Genomic DNA, 26,918 nt, shown 5'->3' on the forward strand with positions numbered 1-26,918 from the left:
TAAAAGCTGTAAGGTAATAACGATTTAAGTCTATTAAATAGTTAGACCCTTAAGCAATAAAAAAACGCTTAGCGATATTGAATCGCTAAGCGTTTTTTTATTGTTTACCCTGTTTATGGGCTAATAGCTTTCAGCAAGTCTCAAAGCTGACTATCTACTGCTCACGCAACAGAGCAGAACCCTAGAAAATCTGCTTAAGTATAATAAAGCTTATCGCTGACATAATAGCAGCGGCAGGTAAGGTAATAATCCAAGCCAAACCAATAGGCTTCATCAACGCCCAGTTAGTATCTCTGTTGACGATGCCGATACCCAATACTGCACCCACTAAAGTATGAGTACTCGATACTGGTAGCCCCATAGTTGACGCGCCCATTACCACAGCGGCAGCGGCTAACTCTGCTGAAAAACCTGAAGCTGGGTGCATTTTGGCCAAATTAGTACCAACTGTTTGAATCACTTCTTTACCAATGAACCAAAGACCCACAATAAGCGCCACACCAAAGGTTAGCATCACTGCTGGTGGCACAACCGCTTGCGAGGCTATGCTATTAGTACGAATAACGTCCATAATTGCGGCAAAAGGTCCAACTGCGTTAGCGATATCGTTGGAACCATGACTGAAGGCAAAGGCGGAAGCTGTGAATACTTGCATCCAGCTGAACATAATGAAGGTGGCTTTGGTCAAGTCCTCTTTATGCTTGCCACGGATACTTTTGGTATAAATATAAGTTGCCAACCAAACTAAGGCGGCTATCATACCCATGATCAAAAACCCTTGCAGGGTAGTCATATTACTATTGACGTTTTTAAGACCTTTGAAGACTACTAACGAGGACATGACTGCCCCGCCTGCAGCGGCAATAATAGGTACCCATTTTTTTAGAGCTTTGAGCGTATCAAGATCATTGCGCTCATGCTCAATTTTATAAAGATCTTTATAATAATCAGTTTCTATATCATCAATAGTACAATCATCGTCTCGATATATCTCTTGATCACGAAGCATCGCAGAGGTATACGCTAGCTGCTCTGACTCAGACATATTATCCAAAAAGACTTTATGCTGGTTCTTTAGTTCTTTTTTACTTTCTTTAAGAACCGCAATATGCGCTTCTGTTCTATCATTATAATCAATGATATTTTTCTTGATTTGCCCATAAAGTAGATAAGCAATTACCCCACCTAATAGCGGAGAGATTACCCAAGAGATAGCTATCGTGCCTATGGTGTTCCAATCTACTGTAGATAAAGCGGTGTCAGTACCACCCAAATCATAACCGAGTACGATAGAGCTACCGATTACCCCACCAATGATGGCATGAGTAGTCGATACTGGTAAGCCTTTACGAGTGGCAAATAATAGCCAAAACGCCGCTGCGATTAAAGCTGACAGCATCACATAGATGAACTGGTTGGGCGAGACCGTCATACCATCTAAGTCGACGATACCTTTACGAATAGTATCGGTAACTGCTCCACCTGCCAATACGGCACCGGACACCTCAAATATAGCGGCCACCCCAAGTGCTTGTGGGATAGTTAGCGTACCTGCACCTACTGAAGTACCAAATGAATTGGCAACATCATTGCCGCCAATGTTGAATGCCATAAAGATACCAAAAGCAGTAGCGACGATAAATAACGTCGTCTGCTGATGCATAGTGTAATCTAGACCCCACCACAAAAAGTAGCTGGTCATAGCAATCAGTAGAATGCCAAAAAATAGATTAACTTTCATAGAGCCAATTTGTTTGTTGGACTCTGTAGGACTACTACTAATACCCATAGGTTAATACGCCTTGCGTAAACTTAATAAAGAGGCTTGCGATTGATAACGCCACCCTGTTACTTACTATAAGTTATCAGTTATTGATCTCATATCATAAATAGCAGCGTAAAGTGATGATGTAAATTATAGACAAATCTTTGATAAGATCAGCCTATAGTTCAAAAGAACTTAAATAGGTTGTATTCAAAACTGCGGGCATCATTATAGTGCTTATGACAATAATAATGTTTAATTTATAGCTTATTGATAGTGTTTTTTTAATTAAAAGCACTTTTTGCTATCTAATTATTGCTTATTTACCTATTAGGTCAGCTTCATAACTGAACAGCCTAAGTGCTCATTGGCTACATTATGAGCATTCAGCAACCATTGTCAAAGTAATTATGTATACTATTAGTACCCCCTGAACAGCCAATTCTTAGTCTTGATTGCAGGCTAGTACTCAATATTAGTATGTAATATTCTCATTTAGACATTAAATGAGCACTAAGTGGCTGTTTTAGAGTTTACAGCTGTAGTCGTGCCTCAAGCTGCTCGATCGCATGATCTAATACTTGCAAACGCGCTTGGCGTTTATCATTAGTAGCTACCACGCACCAAGGTGCTGCTGCTGTATCGGTACGTGCCAGCATGTCAGCAGCGGCTTGTACATAGTCTTTCCATTTATCGCGGTTGCGCCAATCATCATCAGTCAGTTTGAACTGTTTATGCGGAGTATCACGTCTATCCTCAAAGCGCTCGAGCTGTTCCTCTTGGTCAATAGCTAACCAGTATTTGATCACTAGCGTCCCAGCATTTACTAAATCAGCCTCAAAACGGTTGATTTCGTCATAAGCACGCTGCCAATCAGTAGGATCTGATAATGCCTCAACGCGCTCTACTAATACTCTGCCATACCAAGTACGATCAAAGATAGCAATACGGCTGATACGATCCGTTTGCTCATTAGGTAATCGCGTCCAAAACCGCCATAAATAAGGATGCTGCAACTCATATAGCATCGGTGCGCCAATATTATAAATCTGGTACTCGCGTGGATCGAATGGTGCTACCATTCTTTTGATAGAGCCGCCCTTACCAGCAGCATCCATACCCTCAAAAGCAAAAACTACATGTCGGCCGTTACGGGCTCGTATTAGCTTGGCAAGCTTGGCTTGTTTGACAGCCAACTGCTCACTATAATCTGATTTATCTAACTCAGATTTTTTAACGGTAGTCAGTTGCTTAGGAATATCAACAGCAGCAAACGGCACAGCTTGACAGGATTGCTGCGCGAAACTTGTAGAGATATCTGTGGCAGGCATTTGACTACTCACTAATGCACCTTGCATCGCTTGTAGTACTTCGTGACAGAAGCTCATCGCTGCCTGCGACTTGTCACTACCATTGATAATTACCCAATCCCCTTGCTCTCGCAACACAGCGCTAGCAACCAGATTGAACTGCGCAACTATTTCAGCAGCACTCCAGTCAACTTGATACAAAAACTGCGGATCAGCTTCATCATCATTTAGGCGCTCTTTTAGGGTGTCGACGTCTATATGGAACCAGCACTTTAATACTTTAGTATGATTGTCTGCCAAGTCACGCTCAAAAGCGGCAAGCTCTTTTAGTTGTTGTTGCAGATAGAGTTGCCATTCAATAATCGGTAGCGCTTGTAGCTTATCGGAAGTGGTATCATTAGAAGTGGCACTAGTAGATGAGTTGTCTTTATCTTTATTCTCTTTGCCTTTATTATTGTTAGTGGCTTCAGTGTCGCTAAGATCATCCAATCCTACCATACGCATGACATTGTAGAGTAAGTCGGCGTACCAGTTACCGAAATACACCATCACATCACCGTGACGCGGCATAGCTTTAGTATGTGCTTGCCATATAGGCTGATAGGCTAATGGTGGATAACCAATAGTCGCCTCCACTTTTAATAGTCGCGGGTCTACCCACTGCCGTAATTGCTTAACAGCGGTGCCCTTACCGGCTTGTTCCATGCCGTTCACTAGCACTAATAAACCGGTAGGCTTATTGGTCGGTGAGGGGGTCTGCTGGCGCGTCGCTCGCAGGGCAAATTGGGCAGTGACTAGTGCTAGCCTCAATTCATCTTTATTCAATGAAAACTCACTCAGTGGATTAGGAGTCAAACGCTCACTTACCACTTGGGCAGCGAGGTGATCGCTAGCTGCTCGCGCTACCCTCTTAGAATCATTCTGCTTATCGCTCTTGCTATTTTTAGACATAATTGGCCTCACTATAGTGGTAGTAATTTAGCGGTAGTGATTTGCGCAAATTCTGTTAATCACAGTACTCATTTGGCGCTAAGATAACTGAGCTAAGTAACAGTTTGACATTTGTATTAATGGCGGTTTTATTTTATGGTGATATACACCAGCAATAATAACTTTTATCTGTAGCCGTTATACTATCTTTAGATACTACTGGGGCAGGTTGAACCGTCAAACACCACACTTATACATTTTTGGCAGAGACTATTTTTAGGTGCTGATTTTAAAATGGTAACAAGACAATGATTTAAAATTACACAGGATTAGCTGTCATGTCTGCTTTCTTAGAGTTACAACAACATTTGACGCGCTATTGGGCACTTCCTTATCATGATGACCCTCAGCTTAATACGGTATTAAATCAAGTACAAGCTTGGCAGCGTATTCGTATTCAACATACTCATAATGAGCTGTTCCAACAGCCCAATAACCAGCTAATGGCAAAATACTTCCTCACTCAACTCTACGGTGGTCAAGAGTTTAAAATGTTGGCAGTACAATTGGCCCGTATTTTACCCAAAGCCCAAAAGATCGAAAGCTTAATCAAAGAGTCAGCGTTGCAAACAGGAAGCATGTCCATCGGAGCGGCTGTTTTGGCCATTGAATTGGACTTACATCTGGCGCAGTGGTTGGTTGCTCGCGATTTGCCAGTCACTGAAAAAAACATCATGATCGCTTATAGTGTTATCGACGAATCTGTCGAGCGTCGTAATCAAATAGAGGGTTTAAAGGAAGTCTGCTATCGCACTGACAAATACCTAAACTCCTTCTTATTACAAAAAGCCTTTCAGTTAGCTAAAAGTACAGTTTATCATCTCAACTATCAACTGTTATATGATTTCGTGGCAGCTGGTTTTGAAGCCATGAAGCCGCTTGATAGTGTTAAGAGTTTTATTGATCCATTTTGTCAACGTGAGTTGATGATTATAGACCAAATACACGATAATAAAGACGACAAGCACACTGGGTTTTCTGTATCATAGGCTCGCCATATTTAGCAAAATTAATTAGTAAAACTTAATGATTATAATAGGATTATAGACTATGTCTGCTCTATCAGAACTGCAACGCCATTTGACCAACTATTGGGCACTGCCCTATCACCAAGACGCTGAGCTTAATACTAAGCTTAATGAAGTACAAGCTTGGCAACGTGCGCGTATCCAACGCACTCATAGCGCTTTATTCGAGCAGCCAAAGAATAAACCAATGGCTGATTACTTCCTTACTCAGCTTTACGGTGGTGATGAGTTCAAGCTTTTAGCCAAACAATTGGAGCGCATTCTACCGAAAGCTAAAAAGCTTGAACGCCTTGCCAAAGAGTCCGCTTTAGAGACTGGTAGTATGGCAATTCAAGCCGCTATCTTAGCTATTGAGTTAGACATGCACTTAGCACAATGGTTAATTGCTAATGAGTTAACCGTCAATGAAAATAACATGTTGGCAGCCTATCGTGAGGTTGATGAAGCTGCTGAGCGTCGTATCCAAATTAGCAATCTCAAGGAGGTCTGTTATCGTACGGATAAATACTTGAATTCATTTGTATTACGCAAGGCCTTCGGCTTAGCCAAAGGTACCGCTTATCGTCATGGCTATCAGCCGCTATATGACTTCATTGATGCCGGTTTTGCTGCTATGAAACCCTTAAAAAGTGTTAGTGGTTTTATTGACCCCTTCTGTGAACTTGAGCTGACCATTATTGACCGAGTTCACCAAGCGGATAATGGCGATGACACCTCAGTATTTGAGGTATCATAAGCTAATAATTTAATGACTCTAAAGTCAGCTGACAATGCTAACTAAACAGCTATAGTTATAGCCATAAAATAAGCAGTGAGAGAATATTATGACAGACCATACCCCTAGTAAGCCAAACCATTCTGCAGATCCAAGCATGCAGGCAAGTAGTCATAGCCATATTCAAGATAAACTGATCAAAGAGAGTATCGCTCATAAGCAGAATATCAGCGCACTAGCACAAGCTCGTCAAAGCCCTGTGCCTAACGCTGCTGAATTTACTCAAGTAGCCGACTTACCAGTAGGCACGCCACAAGGTCAACAGACTACTATGCCAAACAATAATAATAGCGCTAACAACGTACCAGTGCAGCCTTACTCTCTACCTACAGAAAAGCAAGGCGCTTTTAATCAGCGTGATGATATTAACAACCCTCACACTGCAGATACGGATGGTGCTGAAGAAACCCATTTTGGTTACCAAACCGTTAATAAAGCTGAAAAACAAGCACGCGTAGCTGATGTTTTTACTTCAGTAGCCAAAAAGTACGACATTATGAATGACTTGATGTCGTTTGGTATTCATCGTCTGTGGAAGCGTTATGCCATTAGCTTGTCTGGGGTTCGTGCAGGTCAGCATGTACTAGACATCGCCGGTGGTACTGGTGACTTGGCTAAAGTCTTTAGCCGCGAAGTGGGCCGTAATGGTCATGTGGTACTGTCGGATATTAATGCGGCAATGTTAGAAGTTGGTCGTGAGCGCTTGATCAATGCTGGCTGCAATAACGTAGATTTTGTCTTAGCTAATGCCGAGACTCTTGCTCCGTTTGAAGATAATAGTTTTGATTTGCTCACTATCAGCTTTGGTCTGCGTAATGTGACTGATAAAGATGCCGCTCTACGTTCGATGTACCGTGTACTGAAGCCGGGCGGTCGCCTGTTGATCTTAGAGTTCTCTAAGCCTATCTTTGAGCCATTATCTAAAGCGTATGATTTATATTCATTCACTGCTCTGCCTATCATGGGTAAGATAGTTGCCAATGATTCAGAGAGCTACAAGTACTTAGCTGAATCGATTCGTATGCATCCGGATCAGCAAACGCTGAAGCAAATGATGCAACAAGCAGGCTTCGAAAACTGTGACTATCATAATTTAACGGCGGGCATTGTAGCCGTGCATCGCGGTTTTAAGGCTTAATCGCTGCTCAAAAATGCAGCGGCTGGTAGGATAGTATTGTCGTTCAGATAAATTTAATTCAACAGGTGGGAATCTTATGATTACGGTATTACTACTGGCCGGTGCCGAAAAGCTCATTAACCTCGCTATCGCAAGTGATGAGATTACCAAAGCAGGACTAGCTCCTTTAGCTGGCAAAGTACTGCGCTTAGAGATGGCCTTACCTGAGATTCATCTGGATATACTCTTCAATCATGAGCGCTTGCGTTTTGAGCCAGTGACTACTGATAGCGTCTTTGAGCCACGCGGTGGTTCTTCTTACAGTACTGATTATAGTACTAATCAGCACTCTATCGATGAACGGGCACGGGCTGATGCGGCTATGGCAAGCATTGGTCATAGCCGTCCTGACTGTACTATCACTGTTGATAACCCTGCACAGCTATTGAATCTGATCCGTGGTGCTGAGGGTAATCTACCTATCGCCGGCGACTACACGGTACTGATGCAACTAAAACAGCTCATAGCAGGTTTCGATCCTGATGTCGCCGGGCAGCTTGAGCCTATCATTGGCAAACCATTAGCTAGCCAGCTACAGTTGCTAATATCGCAGCTCAAATTCGGACTGCGCTATACCGCTAAGCGTGCCTTTGATGATGTTAGCGATTGGGCCAATGAGGTAGCGGGCACTAATGAGCCTGACCCTACTGAAAAGGCTGAAGCCAATGATTTAAAGCAGCAATTGCTTAGATTACGCGCTGACGTTGAACGTGAAGAAGCCAAACTTATGGCTATTAGAGCTGAGCAAGCACGGCTTAGAAATACTCCATAATTATCGACATCGACCTTTAAAGCACTGGCAACCTAATCTATAGCTTTCTGTATTAGGTTGCCTATTTTATTACTAATAAATTGTTGCTTAGCGGCAGTCACAGTAGCCAAGCCGTCCTGAAAATCATCGGCATGGCCCTCCCTAAAGGCGGTAACCCCTTCATCAGCTTTTTTAATATAACCCTATTTATATTTTAGTAGGACTGCCCCAAAGCCTTTTTTGAGCTTAGCCGTTTGCTGACTATTCGCTATTGAATACCCACTGCCTAGATTCTTGCTAAAAATCCTTATAATCTCAATATCTAAAAACTAAAAACTAACTTATGATAGCTAATCAATAGGTAGCTTAGCTGCTACTTTATACCTGCCAGCCTTTCTTAAAGCATCTTGACCATGATATTATTGCTTATCTGGTTTTATAATGACTTTCGCTATCTACTTAGAGTAACAATGTCCCATGCTTTTATCTCATAGAAAACGTTTACTCGAATTGTGGCGAATTGCCGCAAGCTACCGCATTGATACCCACTTCCCTGTTGAAGACGCAGCGCCGCTACAACCACTAGCACGGTTGATTCGCTTGCATCCTGCTGCTTGGGGCAAAAAGCATCAGCCTAATGGTATTAAGTATGCGCTCGAAGATATGGGCACCCTGTTTCTTAAGTTAGGTCAGCTGCTCTCTACTCGTCGTGACTTAGTACCTCCTAATATCATTGACCAATTAATCCAGCTGCAAGATAAGGTCAAATCCTTTGCTCCTGAAATCGCTATTGCTCAAATTCAAGATCCTAAGCAAGGTCTAGGTCAGTCTATCGACACGCTATTTGCACGCTTCGATATAAAGCCTTTGGCAGCTGCCTCTATCGCCCAAGTACATACGGCGGCCTTACATGACGGTCGTGAAGTAGTAGTAAAAGTCGTTCGTCCTGACATTCGTACGACTATCATCACTGATTTTGAGCTGTTGCGTGAGCTGGCCAGCTGGGTATCTGCCCGTATAGAAGCAGCACGGGCGTTGCATGTTATTGACTTAGTAGAAGACTATCGGCAAGTGATGCTCAATGAGCTCGACTTAACCTTAGAGGCCGACAATACTACTAAGATGCGCAATAACTTCTTAGATTCGGCGTTGATGTATGTGCCAGAAGTCTATGATGCTGCCAAGAACGTTATGGTCATGGAGCGTATTCAAGGGGTACCTATTTCGCAAGTTGAAGTCTTTGATCAGCTAGGTTACGATCGTGCCGCATTAGCAGAGATGGGTTTAACTATCTTTTTTACCCAAGTTTTTCGTGATAACTTTTTTCATGCTGATATGCATCCGGGTAACGTATTCGTAGAAACCCCACCAGTGCAAATGCTCACTGCGGATATGGCAAACGTTGATCTAGGTCATGCCCCACGCTATATCGGGCTTGATTGCGCCATTATGGGTACGCTATCTAAAGATGATCAGTTGATAGTAGCGCGGATGTTATTAGCAGTAATGAATAATAACTTTAGCGCTATGGTCGATATCGTTAGTCGTGCTGGCTGGATACCACCTAGTGCCGATAAGCATGCGTTGATACGCGATATGAGCCGTACTGTCGGCCCTATGCTCAACAAGTCTATTAATGAGATAGATTTCGCTGGAGTATTGATGCAGATATTAGATATCGCTCGCCGTCATCATATGAGTATTCCGCCACAGCTTATGCTGCTACTTAAGACTTTGGTCCATGTTGAGGGTCTCGGCCGCGACTTGTATCCTGATTTGGATATCTGGTCATTGGCTAAGCCGATTCTGAGCAGCTGGATTAAAGAACAGCTTGATCCGCTGCGTAACTTACAACAGCTACGGGGGCAACTGCCAGAGATTTTATTATCTGCTACTGACATTCCCAAGTTACTTGATCAAGGTCTACAGAGCTTAGCCTCACAAGGCTCAAGACAAGACAGTCAGCTGCGTGAGATACAACAGCTACGTGCTGATATGCTCAATGACCGCCGCCGTGATTGGCTAGCATTGGCAGGTTTTGGTATAACTATTGCCGCGGCTACCCAAGTCGGTTGGTTTGCGCCCATTTTTTATATTTTTGCGCTACTAATTGTGGTTTGGCGTATCTTATCTTAGCAGTTGACTCTGTATAGCATTGCGAAATAAAGCTGTTGTTAGACTCTTGCTTAGAGTATTAATAGTGGCTTAAAAAAGCACTGATAGAATTTTTGAGATGTTTTTTAATAAGGTATTTGATCCATGGTCGATGTCATTACTAACCCTGATAGTCAAACTACGCATACAGATCACAGCGCAGCTATTGCGGCTTTACAGGCACAATTTGGTAGACAGCTAAGCGTTAATCAAACTATACGTGAGCAACATGGTCATACGATGACTTGGCTTGCCAATCAGCCACCGGATGCGGTACTCACCGCTTATGATAAGCAAGATGTAGCGACTGCTGTGGCGATTTGTAGTGAATATCAGATGCCAGTCATTGCCTTTGGCATTGGCTCCTCCTTGGAAGGTCAGCTGAATGCGCCTTTTGGTGGACTGTGCATCGATATGCATGCTATGGACGCTATCTTACGAGTTGATAGTGAAGACTTAACGGTTACTGTGCAGCCGGGCGTCACTCGTGAGCAGCTTAATCACTATTTGCGTGATACTGGTTTGTTTTTTCCGATAGATCCCGGTGCTAATGCGAGCATCGGTGGTATGGTCGCTACTCGTGCTTCAGGTACCAATGCGGTACGTTATGGCACTATGAAGGATGTGGTACTAGCGCTTGAGGTGGTAACAGCGACTGGTGCTATCATTCGCACTGGGACACGTGCTAAAAAGTCGGCTGCAGGTTATGACTTAACTCGGCTGATGATAGGTTCTGAAGGTACCTTAGGTATCGTCACCGAAGTCACTCTCAAGCTGTTTGGATTAAGCGAATGTATAGGCAGTGGTATTTGTCACTTTCAGACTGTCGAAGATGCTTGTCAGGCGGTGATGCTTACTATTCAGATGTGTCTACCTATTGCCCGTATCGAACTGTTAGATGCCTTGCAAGTAAAAGCCTGCAATCTGTATGACCAGCTGGATTTGCTTGAGACTCCTACGCTGTTCGTTGAGTTCCATGGCAGTGAAGCTAGTGTCCATGAACAAGCGCAAACCTTTACCGAGATCATTGAAGAATTTGGTGGTAGTGATTTTGTTTGGGATACGGATGAAGCTGAGCGCAAACGTCTGTGGCAAGCTCGCCACAATGCTTATTATGCCAGTTCTGCGCTGCGGCCTGAAGCTAGTGCGCTGTCCACTGATGCTTGTGTCCCTATTTCACGTCTAGCAGAATGTGTTAGCGCTACTGCAAAAGACATTGCAGCGTCTGGCATGATTGGTCCTATCGTTGGCCATGTTGGCGATGGAAACTTCCATGTTTTACTACTAGTCAATACTGATGACCCTTTAGAAATCGAGACCGCTGATGGCATTATCAGTCGTTTAGCTATTCGCGCTATTGAGATGGAGGGTACTTGTACTGGTGAGCATGGGATTGGCCAAGGTAAGCAGAAGTATATGGCTCAAGAGCACGGTGAAGCTATCGCTATGATGCAAGCCATTAAAACCGCACTCGATCCTAAGAACATTCTAAACCCAGGTAAGATATGGCCGCAGCCTCTAGAAGTAGTAGCATAGTCAGATAATGGCATAGTCAGGTAATAGCATAGTCATAAAGCTAATCTAGGCGAAACTTATAAGGGAAAGCTGTTGAGAACTTGAGAGAAAGGCCGTGAACCTAAAAAAGCGCTTACTTTATTGATTTAAAGTAAGCGCTTTTCGCTTATAGTACTTCTAAAGGGCCATGCTTTTAAGGGGCAATGCTTTTTAGGGACAAAGCCTTCAATCTAGACTATTATTAATCTAAGCTACAACATCTGATCAATAGCCATTTGGGTCAGTACTCGACCACGAGCGGTACGTAATACATAACCTTGTTGAATTAGGTACGGCTCAATCACATCCTCAAGCGTTCCCCTATCCTCAGCCATTGCTGCGGCTATAGCCTCAACACCAGCAGGACCACCATCAAAGCGCTCATGCAAGATCTCAATATAGCGTCGATCCAAATGATCGAGACCCCGTCGATCCACAGCTAGCATGTCTAGTGCGCTACCAGCAATAGCGCCATTGATACTGCCATCCCCTCTTACCTCCGCATAATCACGTACTCGGCGCAGCAAGCGGTTAGCAATCCTAGGAGTACCACGGGCACGACGAGCAATTTCTACTGCACCATCTGGGCTCATAGGAACTCGCATAAGACGAGCAGCACGACTGACAATAGTAGTCAAATCCTCAATATTATAGAACTCTAAGCGTTGTACAATGCCGAAACGATCTCGTAGAGGCGAAGTCAATAATCCTGCTCGGGTGGTGGCAGCAACTAAGGTAAAAGGAGGTAATTCGAGCTTAATAGACCGAGCAGCTGGTCCCTCACCAATCATAATATCCAGCTGAAAATCTTCCATGGCCGGATATAGTATCTCTTCAATCACGGGACTAAGGCGATGGATCTCATCGATAAACAATACATCACCAGCTTCTAAGTTAGTCAACATCGCCGCTAAATCACCAGCACGCTCAAGCACTGGTCCTGAGGTGGCACGTAAATTACCCCCCATTTCACGAGCGATAATATTAGCAAGGGTGGTCTTACCTAAGCCTGGAGGACCAAAAATAAGCGTATGATCTAAGGCCTCATCACGCGCACGCGCCGCACTAATGAACACTTCCATCTGTTCACGCACTACCGGCTGGCCGATATACTCAGCCAATAATGCAGGGCGAATATTAGAATCCGGAGCGTCGCCAGCTCCTTCTAGTGGATTGATCAAACGGTCTTGCATCATAGGTTTTATCATTGTTTAGAGAATATAGGGAGAGTAAATAGCATAACCAAACTCCATCAAGAAGTCATGCAAAACCTCATACATTAATAGTTAGCAAAAAAATAAGCGACAACTAGTGTCGCTTAAATATACTGTTGCCGCGCCGCTTTAGCCTATAACACGCTGCTAGCAGCTGTAAAAGCTAAAACCGCTCTGCCTTAGAATCCACTCTGGCTTAGAATCCAGACAGCTGCTTAAGCGTTGCTTTTAACAACCCTTGAGTATCGGCAAAAGTCTCGCCGTTACTTTTAGCGGCTTTGATGGCTTGCTGAGCTTCTTTTTCTTTATAACCTAGACTTATCAAGGCACCTTCCACTTCGGCAATAATACTGCCTTCATGTGACACCGCAGCAGGCTGCATAGAAAATTCTAGCGAGCTACTATCGACCTCAATATTTTTCAGCTTGTCTTTGAGCTCGATAAGTAAACGCTGCGCTGTCTTTTTGCCAATACCCGGAATACGAGTCAAAGCCACTTCTGAATCTTGTTCGACATGCATCTTGAGCTCGGCTGCCGACATAGCAGAGAGCATAGCTAGCGCCATTTTTGCCCCAACCCCATTGATCTTGATCAACTGACGGAATACATCACGCTCTTTGCGATCGATAAAGCCATACAGCAGCTGCGCATCTTCACGTACATGAAAATGCGTCCAGATACTAGCTTGCTGATTCAACTGTAACTGGCAAAATGACGGTAGTGGCAGTTCGATATCATAACCAACACCAGACGCTGTCATTACACAAGCGGTCGGTGCTAGCAAATATTGTACTTGGCCAGTGATCAGTCCTATCATAAGTTGCTACCTGCTATACGTGATGCAATGAGCTGCAGTTAAACCAAATGGCAATAGTTATCTATTGGTAAAAACCTACCATACCTTCTAGGCTTATCGCACGGATTTTATGAGCTTGTCCCGCTGAACCAAAAGCTTCAAAGCGATTAGTACAGATATCAGACATCGCTACCATTGAGGCTTTAAAGTATTTGCGAGGATCAAAATCGCTTGGATTTTGGGCTAGATACTTACGAATGGCCCCTGTCGATGCTAGACGCAAATCTGTATCGATATTGACCTTACGTACCCCATGTTTAATCGCTTCAACGATTTGCTCAACAGGGACGCCATAAGTCTCGCCAATGTCACCGCCGTATTCATTGATAACTTTTAGCCACTCTTGCGGTACAGATGACGAACCATGCATCACTAAATGAGTATTAGGAATACGCGCATGAATCTCTTTCACTCGCTCGATCGATAAGATATCGCCAGTCGGTGGACGAGTGAACTTATAAGCGCCATGACTAGTACCAATAGCGATGGCTAACGCATCGACGTTGGTATCTTTGACAAACTGTTCTGCTTCGTCAGCACTAGTCAACAACTGCTCCTGATCCAAAACACCTTCAGCGCCAGAGCCGTCTTCTTCACCAGCCATGCCGGTCTCTAGACTTCCTAGACAGCCGATTTCGCCTTCTACTGAAACGCCACAAGCATGCGCTAATTTAACCACTTCACGAGTTACGCTAGCATTGTAGTCATAATCCATTGGTGTTTTGCCGTCTTCACCGAGTGAGCCATCCATCATCACTGATGAAAACCCGAGCTGAATTGAACGCTGGCATACTGCTGGCGACATGCCGTGATCTTGATGCATCACTACTGGAATATGTGGCCACTCTTCGATAGCGGCAGTAATTAGATGGCGTAAAAACGCTGAACCTGCATAGCCTCGTGCTCCAGCACTAGCTTGTACAATAACAGGCGAGTCGCAGCTGTCTGCTGCCATCATAATAGCGCGCATTTGCTCTAGATTATTGACATTAAAAGCAGGAACACCATAACTGTGCTCAGCGGCATGATCTAAAAGTTGACGTAGGGAAATTAAGGCCATGGAACACTCTCTGATTGGATTTTAGCGACTGTTTTAACAAGCAATTTTAGTAAATATCTTTGCTTGCTGTTTTCTACTATCTTTCGATAATAAGTAGTGCAGCTGTTAACGCTGTTGATTATAGCAAAATTTAACCGCTACTCGTAGTGGATATGGCGCTATTTTATAGTCTGCTAGGTTCTAAAGCACTAACCGATAATGACCACTTACTGCTCATAAATTTTTGTTGATAAAACATGAATCATAAACACAAAAAAGCCTTAGAATTCACTAAGGCTTTTTTGTGTTTATGATTTACAGCTTATCTTTATGACTCCCTAATAGCCGATCATAATCGACTAGCTGTTAAGGGGCGTCTATAAAGATTAGTACTGTTGATCAGTAGGTGCTTTAGCTTCTGCATCAGCAGCAACATTAGACGCGCCTTCAGCAACTGAACTTGCACCATCAGCAACTACTGCTGCTGTAGAGGCAACGGCTTTATTAGTACCGTCAGTGATAGCCTCGCCTGCATTATCGGCCGCATTAGAAACAGCGACGCCAGCATTCTCTGCACTATCATTAATTTTCGCACCAGTATTTTGAGCAGCAACTTCAGCTTCAGCAGTAGCAGCTTCAGTATTAGCAGCAATATCATCACCAGCAGACGCAGCAGTATCTGCAGCTTGATCAGCAGTAACTGCCGCTTGATCTTCAGTTTGTTGGCTACAAGCGGTAACTGCAAAAGTACCAGCAAGTAAGCTAGCAAGTAACAAATGACGTTTTAACATAATAGACCTCTAGTAAATAATGCATTTCAGCATCTATAATTGCGCTATTCTATATCTAGCAAATAGCACTTGCAATAAAAATCTCAAAGTCAATAACAATATAAGAACAAATAAGACCTGCTTAATAATAGTCACTATAAATAATTTTAAAACTATTTTTATAGCGGCAAAATTATTATTACCACATCAAGTCATCTGGTATCACATAAGCAGCATAAGGATCATCAGTCTCTAGTTCAACCTGTGAGCTGTCATTAGCTACTACAATAAAACCTTCCATTTTCATATTAATTCGATCGGCTAAAGGACGAGGCAGCAAAGCATAGTTTTCTTCTAAACTTGCAATAACCACATGGCCTGCCACTATTTGATCATAGAGCTTTTGAGTGATATATATTTTTTTTACTTTTGACTGATCGCTAAATTGATAAGCAACCTCACCTCGAGTGTCGGCAATCTGATGCTGCTTAATCATTTGTACAATATTAGCTTTTAGCATTTTTTGCTCTAAGACTTGTTGTTTTTCTTGATTGAGCTTTTGATCCTTGGCCATCTTCTCCGCTTGCGCAGTTGCCAATGCCTTTTTAGCTTCTAGGTTCGATGAGTCGCCAGTACGCTTAGCATGTTGAGACTGCTTGCTTATTTGCTTGGCTTTTTTGCTATCAACCAATCCCGCTTTTAAAAGTTGCGCCTGCAAGGCATTCTTGGCCATAATTTGATCACCTAAATAATAGAAGCTAAATCATAAATCGCAAAACATGAGCATGCATAGTAGCAAACTCTGCGAGGGGTTGTCAGCATTCAAATCAATGCTAAGATTGAAGCTGCAATGCAGCCACTGCTGGTAATACTTTGCCTTCTACAAATTCTAAGAAAGCACCGCCGCCTGTCGACATATAGCTTACTCCGTCGGCTACTTGATACTTATCTATCGCCGCTAAAGTATCGCCGCCACCAGCGATTGAAAATCCTGCACTATCTTTTACTGCTTGCGCTAATATCTGCGTACCAGCACCAAAAGCATCTACTTCAAAGACCCCAACAGGACCATTCCATAAAATAGTCTTAGCTTGACTAATAGCATGCGCCAGCTTCTCAGCGCTCTGTGGGGCAATATCTAAGATCATATCGTCGCTATCCACTGCATCGACCGCTTTGATAGTTGCAGTGGCTTTTTGTAGAGAGCCGATAAAGTCGGCAAAATCGATCTCATTTTTATTGGCGACTACCACATATTCAGGTAATAAAATATCAGTCTTCGTCATGATTTCACGTGCTGTATCTAGTAAGTCAGGCTCATACAAAGAAGCGCCAACGCTATGACCTTGCGCTGCTAAAAAGGTATTAGCAATACCTCCGCCAACGATAATTTGGCTACATAGAGTCGCCAAACTGTGCAGCACTTCAAGCTTAGTAGAGACTTTCGAGCCCCCAACTATAGCTAGCATTGGCTGATCCGGAGTCTGTAAAGCTTGGCTCAAAGCATCAAGTTCGGCGGCTAGCAATGGACCGGCGCAAACCGTCTTACCTGCTTGACGCATAGCTTGGGTGACGCCTTCTGTTGAGGCTTGAGCACGGTGCGCTGTACCAAAAGCGTCCATCACAAATACATCCGCAAGACCAGCATAAAGCTGAGACAGTGCTGGATCATTTTTCTTCTCGCCTTCATTAAAGCGTACGTTCTCTAAAAGCACTACTTCACCAACTTTAACGGCTACTTTTTGCTTTAAGTAATCACTATTAACTGTGACTGGTTGAGTCACTTGTTTGCCCAATTGCTCTGTTAAGTAATCAGCAACCGGGGCTAATGAATAAACAGCCTCAAACTTACCTTCTATCGGACGACCTAAATGAGAACAAACAATAACTGCTGCACCTTTATCTAAAGCCATTCTTATAGTAGGTAAACTCGCCTGCAAGCGAGCAGCACTGGCAACTTTACCGTCTTTAATAGGGACATTCAAATCTTCACGAATTAATACTACTTTGTCAGTAAGATTCAGCTCACTCATGCGCAAAAAACTCATTGCCGCTCCTGTTCATTAAGTTTTATAGGAAGTAATTTAATAATAATTAGTTTTGTAATGGATCATACTATACTAGGTAGTTCTGTAATAGACGGTTTCATAATAGCTAGGTTAAAAACGGCTAGGTTAAAAATAGCCATTTTTATAATGGCTCTAAGCTAACTTAGATTATTTATAGTGGCTTGAGGTTACCACAATGCGCTGTATTTTAAGCCTGAGTGTCCTACAAGGTCAACTTCTACTAGCAAAAACCTTAATCCCATGACTAGATTTTGTTTTAACTAGCACGCTTATACTTTAGTAGTGGCTAGAAAGTAACATCCAGCATTATTTTTTACTAGATTTTACAATAGTTTCAACCATTCTACTTGCAGTAACATTTAGTGGTGGTACTCCTCAACAGTCAGCCTTATGATAGAACAGTAGACAATAATAACAACCACCCTGTTTAGGAGATTTAAATGAGCAAAAACTTTGATACTGCCAAACAAACGCTGTTAGCGCTTAAAGAAGAATATATAACAAGAATTAGTAAAATAGAAGATGATATCCAAAACCCCAAAGACGATCTTAATAAAGACTGGGAAGATCAAGCTATTGCTATTCGTCAAAACGATACTCGCCAGCTGCTAGCAGCAGAAGCTCGTCAAAACCTTATTTATGTTCAGGACGCTTTAAGTCATATAGATAATGGTACTTATGGTGAATGCGATGTTTGTGGTGAAGAGATCCAGCCCCAGCGCTTAGCTGCTGTACCTTATGCTACTTTGTGTATGGATCACGCTGAATAAGACTATAATTACTCGCTCAAATTAAGTAGGTGCTTGCCAATCGTTAAGTGCCTGCTGCCACTGCTGACAACGCTCGGCAATTCGCTCTACTGGCAAATCCATGATATCGCCTACTACCGCAATATAAGTAATCGGTAAACCCAATAGCTGCTTAATATTTTCTGCTGTTAAACCACCAATCACACAAATATCAATGTCTTTATCTACGCCTATCTGACAGCCTGCCACAAGCTGCTGACGACTTATAGTATTGGCCTTGGGCTTGGTACTAGAAGCAAATATTGCTCCCATTGCCGCATAGCTTGCACCATCACGCTGCGCTTCTTTGATAAGCTCACCGTCGTAATGACAAGTTCGACCGATGATTTGATTGAGCGCTAATTGTTGTTTTGCTATACGGACATCACCATCGCCTTGGCCTAAGTGCACGCCAACTCCAAGCTTAACCGCTAAGTCTAAATCATCATTGATAACTACAGGTACTTTATAGGCCTGCGCCAAAGCAATAATTCGTAATGCCTCATCATGCAGCTGCTCATTGCCATTTACTTGGGCTAGTACTTGCTTGCGTCTTATCTGTATCAGTCCGATCAAGCCTGTCGCAAAAGCGGCTTCCAGCTTAGTTAACAGCACCTCAATCGCATCATCATTGGTCAGTAGATATAATCGAGGGGGTATTATTTTATGGGTAGTTTTTAGGGAACTTTTTAACGCTGTATCGCTTATTACGGTCATCACTATGTTTCTATCCTAATCATGTTATTGTGCTAAGTTCGGACAAATTCAAAACAAAAAAAAGGCCGTTATAGAGTATAACCGCCTTTTTAGATAATACAGGTACTTGTTTAAATAGTATATTTTAAAGCGTTACTTTTTAAACCACATCAGTTGTAATTTGTCAGTTATACGGTGCGGCGAGAGGCTAAGCTGTTTAGAATGTTTTTCGCATCGCCCCAGCGTGTAGCTGAGCTATTAGCGCCCAAGATCACAATGATAGCCGGACGGTTATTCACTCGGGTCTCCATTACTACACAGCGACCTGCTTCATTGATAAAACCTGTTTTAGAGATGCCAATTGGATAATCACCTGAGCGTACTAGACTACTAGTATTATTGGCTGAATAAGTACGATTACCACTTCCATTATTTGAGACGTAGAAATCATAGCTTTTCGTAGTGGAAAAGCGGCGAATAACATCATAATTACCAGCAGCACGAACCATTTTTACTAAGTCGTTTGACGAGGCAACATTACGCTTATCTAGGCCGGTTGGATCACCAAAGTAGGCTGTATTCATGCCTAAGTCTTGTGCTTTACGGTTCATTGCCCGAATAAAAGCATTATAGCCACCGGGATAATTACGCGATAGGCTTTTAGCTGCTGGGTTCTCTGATTTCATCAAGGCCATCAGTAGCATTTCAGCACGGTTTAGACGGTCACCTGATTTGAGGTTAGAACTGGCACGCTTAGGCCCAATAAAATCTTCGGGGTCAAGGGTAAGTTCCTCACGCATATCTAGGCCGGCATCTAACACTACCATAGCGGTCATGACTTTAGTAATACTGGCCATAGGATGAGCCGTATTAGCATTTTTTTCATAAATAGACTCACCAGTTTCGGCATCGATTACTGCTACGCTGCGTGAATCAGTACTGATCGGCAACATATCACTACTACCAAAACTGCCACGATAAGTGGTGTTATAAGTATTACTATTGCTGCTACTACTGTAGGTACTATTGCTATTATTGGCGTTAGTTAGATTAGTAGTGCCATAGCCGTTATCGACTTTTTTGATGGCAGAACTGTTGTTTGAGTTAGACATGATATTGCGTGCTTCTGACAAGCTATCAGCCCCACCCCAACTTACACGTGCACTAGACTCAGAACCATTAATGGTTAATGCCGCTTGTGCAGCACTGCCCAAACTCAACGTTATCATAGCAACTAATAGCTGCTGTTTGGTTAATGGTAAATTTGTCATTCTTCCTCCGGGTATGGGTAACACTCTAGTCATAAAACCACAGCGTAATTAGGATGCGTAGTCACTATAAAGACCTTATTATCTATTGTCCGTACCTATAGATAAAGACGGTAAATCCATTTATAGTTACTCACAATGATATAGAGTATGCTGATATAGAGCTTTTGTACTTTTAGTGTATCATGCTTTACATTTAAGTTTAATCCTATGAAGCAACTTGATGGATTTTTTATGGATTTTGTTAGAATCTACTACATTTTCTTTAGATAACAGCAATATTTATTAACATTTCAGCAATAATTAGTTATTTTAGTTGCAAAAATTTCAATATAGTCAATGATTTACATTTTTTGCTATTTTCAACAAGCTCTAAGCTTATTTGCTAACCGTGCATTTTCTTAGACAGTAAAGAGTATAACTATGATTCGAGTATTAGTAGTAGATGACCACGATTTAGTACGTATGGGCATCAGTCGTATGCTATCTGACAGTATAGATATCGAGGTAATCGGCGAAGCTGACAGCGGTGACATGGCGATAAAAATGGCCAAACAACTCAGCCCTGATGTAGTGCTACTGGATGTCAATATGCCTAATATTGGCGGCGTTGAAGCTACCAAACGCTTAGTACAGTTAAATATGGGTATTAAGATATTAGCAGTGAGCAGTATGGCCACCCAGCCTTATCCTTCGATGTTACTCAAAGCTGGGGTCAATGGTTATATCACCAAAGGCACTCCACTGGATGAGATGATACGTGCTATCAAAAAGCTCTATCAAGGGGGGCGTTACTTCAGTCATGATGTAGCAGAACAGTTGGCAGAAGTGTTGTTATCAGATAATGCCGCTTCACCGTTTGACTTACTAAGTGATCGTGAGAAGCAAGTAGCCATGATGGTAGTCAACTGTCAAAGCCCACAGCAGATCGCCGATCAATTATTTGTAAGCGTTAAAACTATTAACACTTACCGTTATCGTATTTACGAAAAAGTAGGCGTTGATAGCGATGTTAAATTGACTCATATGGCTATTCGTCATGGGCTGATCAAACCATAGAGCAGGCAATAGACGGTTGTGCAATGTGGTTATTGCGTCGGCTTATTGAGCCACAGCTCATGGTTAGTGGTTAATGAGTTATATTAAGGTCTAGGAAGTCGACAACTCAAAAGCCTATAAGCAGGCCTATAAATAGATAGGTAGATAAGACGGTTTAAGTGCTATTTTTTTAAATCTTGTTTTTGGGTCTTTTAAATAGTCGACCACAGCAGTATTTACTTGTGAATGATCAATAGACCCTAATACTTTGGCACTCTTATGAAACTTTCCTCTAGCATCATGACCGCCATTAATGCTTATTTTCAACAAGCTGAGACTCTACCGTCTGCACCGCTGCGGCGCTTAGGTATTATCTATAATAGTTATCGACTTGCTGTTAGTGTATTTTTGATGCTGATGGTTCATATTACTAGTAAAGTAAATAATGGCCTAATGCTTCCTAGCCTATTACAGCAAACTGCCCTTAGTTTTTACGTGCTGCTCAGCCTTATTTTATTTGGGTTATTTTTAGTAGTGACTCATCAGCCACGTCAACAGCTTTTGTTCGGCTTAATATTAGACATCATTATTTTAAGCTTATTATTGTATGCCAATGGCGCAGCAGATCTACAATTAACTATGCTATATATGGTTGTGGTAGCTGCTAGCTTTTTGCTACTTAATAGCACCCAAGCCTTGATCGTTACCTTATTGGCTGTTATTTTTGTTATCTACCAGCAGTTTTTTTATGCCATAGCTAACAGTATGAGCTTAGTCAATTTAGGCGATGCCTTACTGATATCTGCCAGCTTTTTAGCCGTAGGATTCTTGAGTTGGTCAGTCTCTCAACGCTTGGTACATGTCGAAGGAATGGCATTACGACAAACGCACGAAGTGGCGCGACTTAACACTATTAATCAAGAAGTTATCAGTCAAATGATAAACGGTATGATAGTAGTAGATAAGCGCTACGTGGTTTTGGCCAATTCCGCCGCTTATCAACTACTGGGTATAGAACCTGAAATAGTCTCTTCTATTAATCCTGACCCTACAAATAAAGCTACTCGCAGCCAAAAGAGCGTAAAGAATAGTGAGATCTTAAATAAAAGTGGTGATAAAAACCTCCCTAACCCATTGATTACCTTTCAAAAACAGCTAGTTGAGCAGCATAGCTCTTTGATTGAAAGCTATCTGACTTTAGCTACTAATCAATCACGTACTTTTATATACGAACTGCCTAAGATAGTGGGAAGCTCGACTATTAACAAATTGCGTATCCAAATTATTCCTCTAAAAGATGCCAGCCAGCTAGTACTACTCGAAGATTTACGTCGTGAGCAGACTAGTGCTCAACAGTTAAAGCTGGCCTCACTAGGTCAATTGACCGCCAGTATCGCTCATGAGATACGTAATCCTTTAGCGGCTATTTCTCAAGCCAGCCAGCTACTAATGGAAGAAATTAATGAGCAGGCTATGACTAACGATGATATCAATAACGACATCGATAACGACAGCAATAACCGGTGGTTAGCATCGCACTCAGCTGTTGACCTAGAAGGCAATCATGAATTATATAAGATGATATTTGCGCAAACTAAACGGGTTAATCGTATTATTGAAGATGTATTAAAACTGTCGCGCCAGCAACAACCTCATCAGCAACTGATAGAAATTGCTAATTGGATGCCCCTATTTGTAAACAACCATTTCTACAGTCACGATGTCTTTTTGCGTATCCACACGCAGCTTATTATCCAGTTTGATACTCATCAGTTGGAGCAAGTATTGATTAACTTGATTAACAATGGTTTGCGTTACAGCAGCTACGCTCATTCTCACGCTTACGTAGAAGTGGAAATCTACGGCCTACAGAACGATGTTATAATTGACATTTTAGATGCTGGTGATGGGGTTGCTAGTGAGAATTTGGAGCACTTATTCGAGCCCTTTTTTACTACTGATAAAACAGGCACTGGTTTAGGGCTATATTTATCACAAGCGTTTAGTGAGGCCAATCACGCTCAGCTTTCCTACGTGCCGGAACACGCAAAAACCTGCTTTCGCTTAGTAATCCCTGCTGTGGCTTCCTCTATCGAGCCTATTAAAAACTTTAAAGCCTAAACATTTAAGCACTATTGATGGGAATCATCACCCCCTAAAAAATAACTATATTGCTGGCCAGTGCTAAATGAAAACTGCTGACTGCTGACTGCTGACTAGCATAACTATTAAAAATCAATATCCTTATAACAGTCTTTAGTACTTATGAATAAATAAACGAGGTTATATATGACAGCAAATGCGTTAGTCGTTGACGATGAAGTGGACCTATGCCGATTGATGCAAATCACTTTGACTAAAATGGGTATTGAATGCGATGTTGCTTATACTTTAGCGCAGGCTCAGCTCTTTTGGGGAAAAAACCAGTATGACTTTTGCTTGACCGATCTTACACTTCCCGATGGCTCAGGACTAGAGTTAGTCAGACAAATTAGTAATAGCTCCACTACACCAGTAGCGGTGATTACTGCCTTTGGTAGTATGGATTTAGCCATCGAAGCACTCAAGCTTGGAGCTTTCGATTTTGTTAATAAGCCGCTCGAGCTCCCTCGTCTGCGTCAATTAGTTGAAAACGCTCTCAAAGTAGTACGTCAAGACACTGATGATCAAACATCCACCACTCAAAGTCCTGAACAGCAACTATTAGACAGCCGATTGATTGGTAATGCAGTAGTGATGCAAACCCTCAAAAAAACCATCCTAAAACTAGCGCGTTCACAAGCCCCAGTGTTTTTATCAGGGGCCTCAGGCACAGGGAAAGAAGTAGTAGCTAGGCTAATCCATGACTTGAGCCCACGCCGTGATGGCAGTTTTGTCCCTGTAAACTGTGGCGCAATACCTTCGGAGCTCATGGAATCAGAGTTTTTTGGCCATAAAAAAGGCAGCTTTACTGGGGCGGTAGCCGATAAGTTAGGTTTGTTTCAACAAGCCAATGGTGGGACTTTATTTTTAGATGAGGTAGCTGACTTACCTCTACCTATGCAAGTCAAGCTATTACGTGCTATTCAAGAAAAGGCCGTACGAGCTATCGGTGATATTAAGGAGGTGCCAGTAGATATCCGCATTCTCTCAGCCACCCATAAAGACTTGAGCCAACTAGTAGAGGACAGCGATTTTCGTCAAGACTTATACTATCGTATCAATGTGATTGAACTAACGCTACCTACACTCAATGAGCGTCGTGATGATATACCAGCTTTAGCTCAGTATTTTTTGGATTTGATTGCTAAAGAATGGCAACTGTCATCCACACCACAATTGAGCGCTAATGCTTATCAGCGTCTACAACAGCATGCGTTTGTTGGTAACGTACGTGAGCTGCGTAATGTCCTCGAAAGAGCGATTACTTTATCAGAGACTGATGTTATCGATGTTCCGCACTTAGGACTAATAGACCCTACTGAATCGCTGCCAGTTACTCAATTTACTGACGATAGCTACGGTTCAGAACCTAATGCAAATAATGCAAATAATGCAAATAATGCAAATACAGTAAAAAATAACAGTGCTCGGCCTACTACCGTTAATCTACATCCTTATCGGGTTAGTAGTCACTCTTATCCTACTGCTATTAGCTCGTCAAGTACTACTACTACTCTTGTCAGCAACGCCACGGCTATGCAAAATGATGATGCTATTAACAATACTAAAGCGCTTGCAAGCTCTGGGCAATCATCCAGTACAGCAACTAGCCCGCAGCCCATGCAGTCAATACAGAGTGCTAGCGGTACTGTACAGTTGCCTGCAAGTGGCTTAGAAACCTATCTGCAGGAGCAGGAAAAGCGTCTAATCATCGCTGCCCTCAAACAAACCGAGGGTAATAAAACCCAAGCTGCTGAATTATTAGGCACTAGCTTTCGCTCCTTACGTTACCGGATGAAAAAACTAGAGATTGATGATGACTAGTAAAGCATTATTCATTATTAATCTTAACGGGTTTTAAACCGTTGATATTAGGATAATTTACTCTGCAACACTTGGCTTAAGCTCACTGTCATCAACTGGGCTTTTCTGCACAAAGCGAATACCTGGAGTCTTCACTTGTTGGCGTAATAAATCCAGCGCTTGTTGCTCCCAGCTGCTCTCACTACCCGATAAAGCAACCTCAGGCTGTACGCCGATTCCATCTATTTTTTCACCAGTCGCTGTCAAATAATGAGCGACGGTTAATTTTACTGCTTGTTCATTGTTAAGCGGTATTACCGACTGTACTGAACCCTTACCGTAGCTAACTTCGCCGACGATCATAGCGCGCCTTTGGCTTTGTAGACTGCTGGCCAATACTTCAGCTGCTGAAGCTGAATAACGATTTTGTAGCACTACTACCGGTAAAGGCTTAAACAAAGCACTACCGCGAGTAGATAAAGTACGTAATGCGCTTTCGCGGCTTTTTATTTGCACGATATCGCTGTTATCCATAAATAGGCTGGCAATCTGCACCGCTGAAGTCAGAACCCCACCGGGATTGTCGCGTAGATCTAATAGGATACCTGATACTGGTGCATCCAAACGGGTCAAGCTTTGTAAGACTTTTTCACGACTATTATTTTGGAAGGTAGGTAGCTTTATAATAGCAATACCATCGACTAAGCGCGTCTCTATAGTTTGTGGATGATTGTTATTACGCTGTAAGGTGATAGTGCGTTTGCGACGACCTGCTTTTGATATTACTATGTCAACTTGAGTCCCCGCAACACCTGATAGTAGCTGCACGATATCGTTAGTTTGCTTGTCTTCATCTAACTTAAACTCATCGATCTGATGAATGTAATCGCCTACTGTAACGCCTTTTTTATCTGCTGGTGAATCATCAGCCACCTCAACGACTACCCAATACCCTTCTTCCACTTTATAACTGACCTTTAGCCCAACATCACCGACATCACCTTCGGTAAAAGCTCGTAGATTCTCATAAGCTTCAGCATCCAAAAACTCAGCATGACTATCGAGCTTAGTCAACATACCGCTCATCGCATTCTCAAACAGCTCTTCATCGTTCACTGGATCCACATAGTCACGACGTATTAAATCCACTAGAGCCACAAAAGTTTTCAGCGTTTGAGGTGAGATTGCATTCAAAGAAACCTGATCGACCTCAGCTGGGATATCCGTATTTATCGATTCATTGTAGTCACTACTGTCCACTAGAGGGTTACTGTCTGCGCGTTCGCCTTCTAGCCAATCAGCAGTTTTATAGCTAGTATTTGCTTCACTGTCATCATCTTCTAAAGTGTCCATCCCATTATCTGCTGACACCTCGTTTTCATCGCCTTGCAAGTTTATAAGCTGCAAGCTGGCGGTAGGGTTAGTAGTTCTAACCGTAGTTAATGGTGCTGCTGTTGCAGTTTGTACTAAACTCAAGGCACAACAGGCACTAAATAAGTAGCTTAGTAGTACCGCCTTAGAGCCAGTATCTATTTTTGACTGTTCACAAGCATATAAACCCATAAATTGACTCATCTAAAATAATAAAAACCCATAAAATAATTACCAGCGCAATAATCAACAACTACTGAATGCTACAAAATAAACACTAGTCAAACAAAGATAAGATAACATTAACTTTAACCCCTACTCTATATCATTATTGCAAGCATAATGATTATCACTAGCAAA

The 26,918-nt window shown here is 42.5% G+C and carries 21 protein-coding genes; 10 read left to right on the forward strand and 11 right to left on the reverse strand.

Annotation, left to right across the window (positions count from 1 at the left end):
• Positions 1-181 precede the first annotated feature (181 nt).
• Both KPY62_RS04590 and KPY62_RS04595 read right to left on the reverse strand, forming a co-directional pair.
• Entirely contained in the window at positions 182-1,789 is a 1,608-nt protein-coding gene (locus tag KPY62_RS04590; RefSeq protein WP_216581019.1) for an inorganic phosphate transporter, read from the reverse strand.
• A 509-nt stretch (positions 1,790-2,298) separates the two neighbouring features.
• Positions 2,299-4,026, reverse strand: coding sequence for an ATPase (locus KPY62_RS04595; protein WP_216581020.1), 1,728 nt, complete (start codon positions 4,024-4,026; stop codon positions 2,299-2,301).
• 317 nt (positions 4,027-4,343) lie between these two features.
• On the opposite strand from KPY62_RS04595, the gene KPY62_RS04600 reads away from it, so the two are divergent.
• From KPY62_RS04600 to KPY62_RS04625, 6 genes are all read left to right on the forward strand, one after another.
• Positions 4,344-5,054 carry an FFLEELY motif protein gene (locus KPY62_RS04600; RefSeq protein ID WP_216581021.1) on the forward strand — a complete coding sequence of 237 codons (711 nt, stop codon included), beginning with the start codon at positions 4,344-4,346 and terminating at the stop codon, positions 5,052-5,054.
• 61 nt (positions 5,055-5,115) lie between these two features.
• Positions 5,116-5,829 (forward strand): FFLEELY motif protein, encoded by a 714-nt coding sequence (locus KPY62_RS04605; RefSeq protein WP_216581022.1) that lies wholly within the window; start codon positions 5,116-5,118, stop codon positions 5,827-5,829.
• An 88-nt stretch (positions 5,830-5,917) separates the two neighbouring features.
• Positions 5,918-7,006 carry a bifunctional demethylmenaquinone methyltransferase/2-methoxy-6-polyprenyl-1,4-benzoquinol methylase UbiE gene (ubiE, locus tag KPY62_RS04610; RefSeq protein WP_416384025.1) on the forward strand — a complete coding sequence of 363 codons (1,089 nt, stop codon included), beginning with the start codon at positions 5,918-5,920 and terminating at the stop codon, positions 7,004-7,006.
• Positions 7,007-7,082: 76 nt separating this feature from the next.
• Positions 7,083-7,817, forward strand: a complete 735-nt coding sequence (locus tag KPY62_RS04615; RefSeq protein WP_201623660.1) for a ubiquinone biosynthesis accessory factor UbiJ — start codon at positions 7,083-7,085, stop codon at positions 7,815-7,817.
• Positions 7,818-8,273: 456 nt separating this feature from the next.
• Positions 8,274-9,932 (forward strand): ABC1 kinase family protein, encoded by a 1,659-nt coding sequence (locus KPY62_RS04620; RefSeq protein ID WP_216581023.1) that lies wholly within the window; start codon positions 8,274-8,276, stop codon positions 9,930-9,932.
• Between the two features lie 123 nt (positions 9,933-10,055).
• Positions 10,056-11,486: an FAD-binding oxidoreductase gene (locus KPY62_RS04625; protein ID WP_216581024.1), complete on the forward strand. Its 1,431-nt coding sequence runs from the start codon at positions 10,056-10,058 to the stop codon at positions 11,484-11,486.
• A gap of 230 nt (positions 11,487-11,716) precedes the next feature.
• On the opposite strand, the gene ruvB is transcribed toward KPY62_RS04625, so the two are convergent.
• From ruvB to KPY62_RS04655, 6 genes are all read right to left on the reverse strand, one after another.
• Positions 11,717-12,697, reverse strand: coding sequence for a Holliday junction branch migration DNA helicase RuvB (gene ruvB / locus KPY62_RS04630; protein ID WP_216583132.1), 981 nt, complete (start codon positions 12,695-12,697; stop codon positions 11,717-11,719).
• Between the two features lie 217 nt (positions 12,698-12,914).
• A complete protein-coding gene (gene ruvA / locus KPY62_RS04635) occupies positions 12,915-13,535 on the reverse strand; it encodes a Holliday junction branch migration protein RuvA (RefSeq protein WP_201623657.1) in 621 nt (206 codons plus the stop codon).
• Between the two features lie 61 nt (positions 13,536-13,596).
• Positions 13,597-14,634: a class II fructose-bisphosphate aldolase gene (gene fba / locus KPY62_RS04640; protein WP_216581025.1), complete on the reverse strand. Its 1,038-nt coding sequence runs from the start codon at positions 14,632-14,634 to the stop codon at positions 13,597-13,599.
• Positions 14,635-14,999: 365 nt separating this feature from the next.
• Positions 15,000-15,404: a hypothetical protein gene (locus tag KPY62_RS04645; RefSeq protein ID WP_216581026.1), complete on the reverse strand. Its 405-nt coding sequence runs from the start codon at positions 15,402-15,404 to the stop codon at positions 15,000-15,002.
• Positions 15,405-15,582: 178 nt separating this feature from the next.
• Complete coding sequence (locus KPY62_RS04650) at positions 15,583-16,116, reverse strand: DUF2058 domain-containing protein (protein ID WP_216581027.1); 534 nt, start codon at positions 16,114-16,116, stop codon at positions 15,583-15,585.
• A gap of 100 nt (positions 16,117-16,216) precedes the next feature.
• Positions 16,217-17,431 (reverse strand): phosphoglycerate kinase, encoded by a 1,215-nt coding sequence (locus KPY62_RS04655; protein ID WP_216581028.1) that lies wholly within the window; start codon positions 17,429-17,431, stop codon positions 16,217-16,219.
• A 461-nt stretch (positions 17,432-17,892) separates the two neighbouring features.
• Here KPY62_RS04655 and KPY62_RS04660 point away from each other — a divergent pair, with 461 nt between their 5' ends.
• Positions 17,893-18,222, forward strand: coding sequence for a TraR/DksA family transcriptional regulator (locus tag KPY62_RS04660; protein WP_216581029.1), 330 nt, complete (start codon positions 17,893-17,895; stop codon positions 18,220-18,222).
• Positions 18,223-18,243: 21 nt separating this feature from the next.
• Here the strand turns inward: KPY62_RS04660 and KPY62_RS04665 are convergent, their stop codons facing one another.
• Both KPY62_RS04665 and KPY62_RS04670 read right to left on the reverse strand, forming a co-directional pair.
• Positions 18,244-18,957: a thiamine phosphate synthase gene (locus KPY62_RS04665; protein ID WP_216581030.1), complete on the reverse strand. Its 714-nt coding sequence runs from the start codon at positions 18,955-18,957 to the stop codon at positions 18,244-18,246.
• A 167-nt stretch (positions 18,958-19,124) separates the two neighbouring features.
• On the reverse strand, positions 19,125-20,207 hold the full coding sequence (locus KPY62_RS04670; protein WP_216581031.1) for a serine hydrolase: 1,083 nt from the start codon (positions 20,205-20,207) through the stop codon (positions 19,125-19,127).
• A gap of 420 nt (positions 20,208-20,627) precedes the next feature.
• Here KPY62_RS04670 and KPY62_RS04675 point away from each other — a divergent pair, with 420 nt between their 5' ends.
• The 3 genes from KPY62_RS04675 (at position 20,628) to KPY62_RS04685 (ending at position 25,208) form a co-directional block, all read left to right on the forward strand.
• Positions 20,628-21,263 carry a response regulator gene (locus KPY62_RS04675; protein ID WP_201623650.1) on the forward strand — a complete coding sequence of 212 codons (636 nt, stop codon included), beginning with the start codon at positions 20,628-20,630 and terminating at the stop codon, positions 21,261-21,263.
• A gap of 258 nt (positions 21,264-21,521) precedes the next feature.
• Positions 21,522-23,363 carry a sensor histidine kinase gene (locus tag KPY62_RS04680; protein ID WP_216581032.1) on the forward strand — a complete coding sequence of 614 codons (1,842 nt, stop codon included), beginning with the start codon at positions 21,522-21,524 and terminating at the stop codon, positions 23,361-23,363.
• A gap of 168 nt (positions 23,364-23,531) precedes the next feature.
• Positions 23,532-25,208, forward strand: a complete 1,677-nt coding sequence (locus KPY62_RS04685) for a sigma-54-dependent transcriptional regulator (RefSeq protein ID WP_216581033.1) — start codon at positions 23,532-23,534, stop codon at positions 25,206-25,208.
• A 57-nt stretch (positions 25,209-25,265) separates the two neighbouring features.
• Here the strand turns inward: KPY62_RS04685 and KPY62_RS04690 are convergent, their stop codons facing one another.
• Positions 25,266-26,750, reverse strand: coding sequence for a S41 family peptidase (locus tag KPY62_RS04690; protein WP_228730573.1), 1,485 nt, complete (start codon positions 26,748-26,750; stop codon positions 25,266-25,268).
• Between the last annotated feature and the right edge of the window lie 168 nt (positions 26,751-26,918).

It is taken from the genome of Psychrobacter sp. TAE2020, assembly GCF_018919485.1.
Lineage (GTDB): Bacteria > Pseudomonadota > Gammaproteobacteria > Pseudomonadales > Moraxellaceae > Psychrobacter.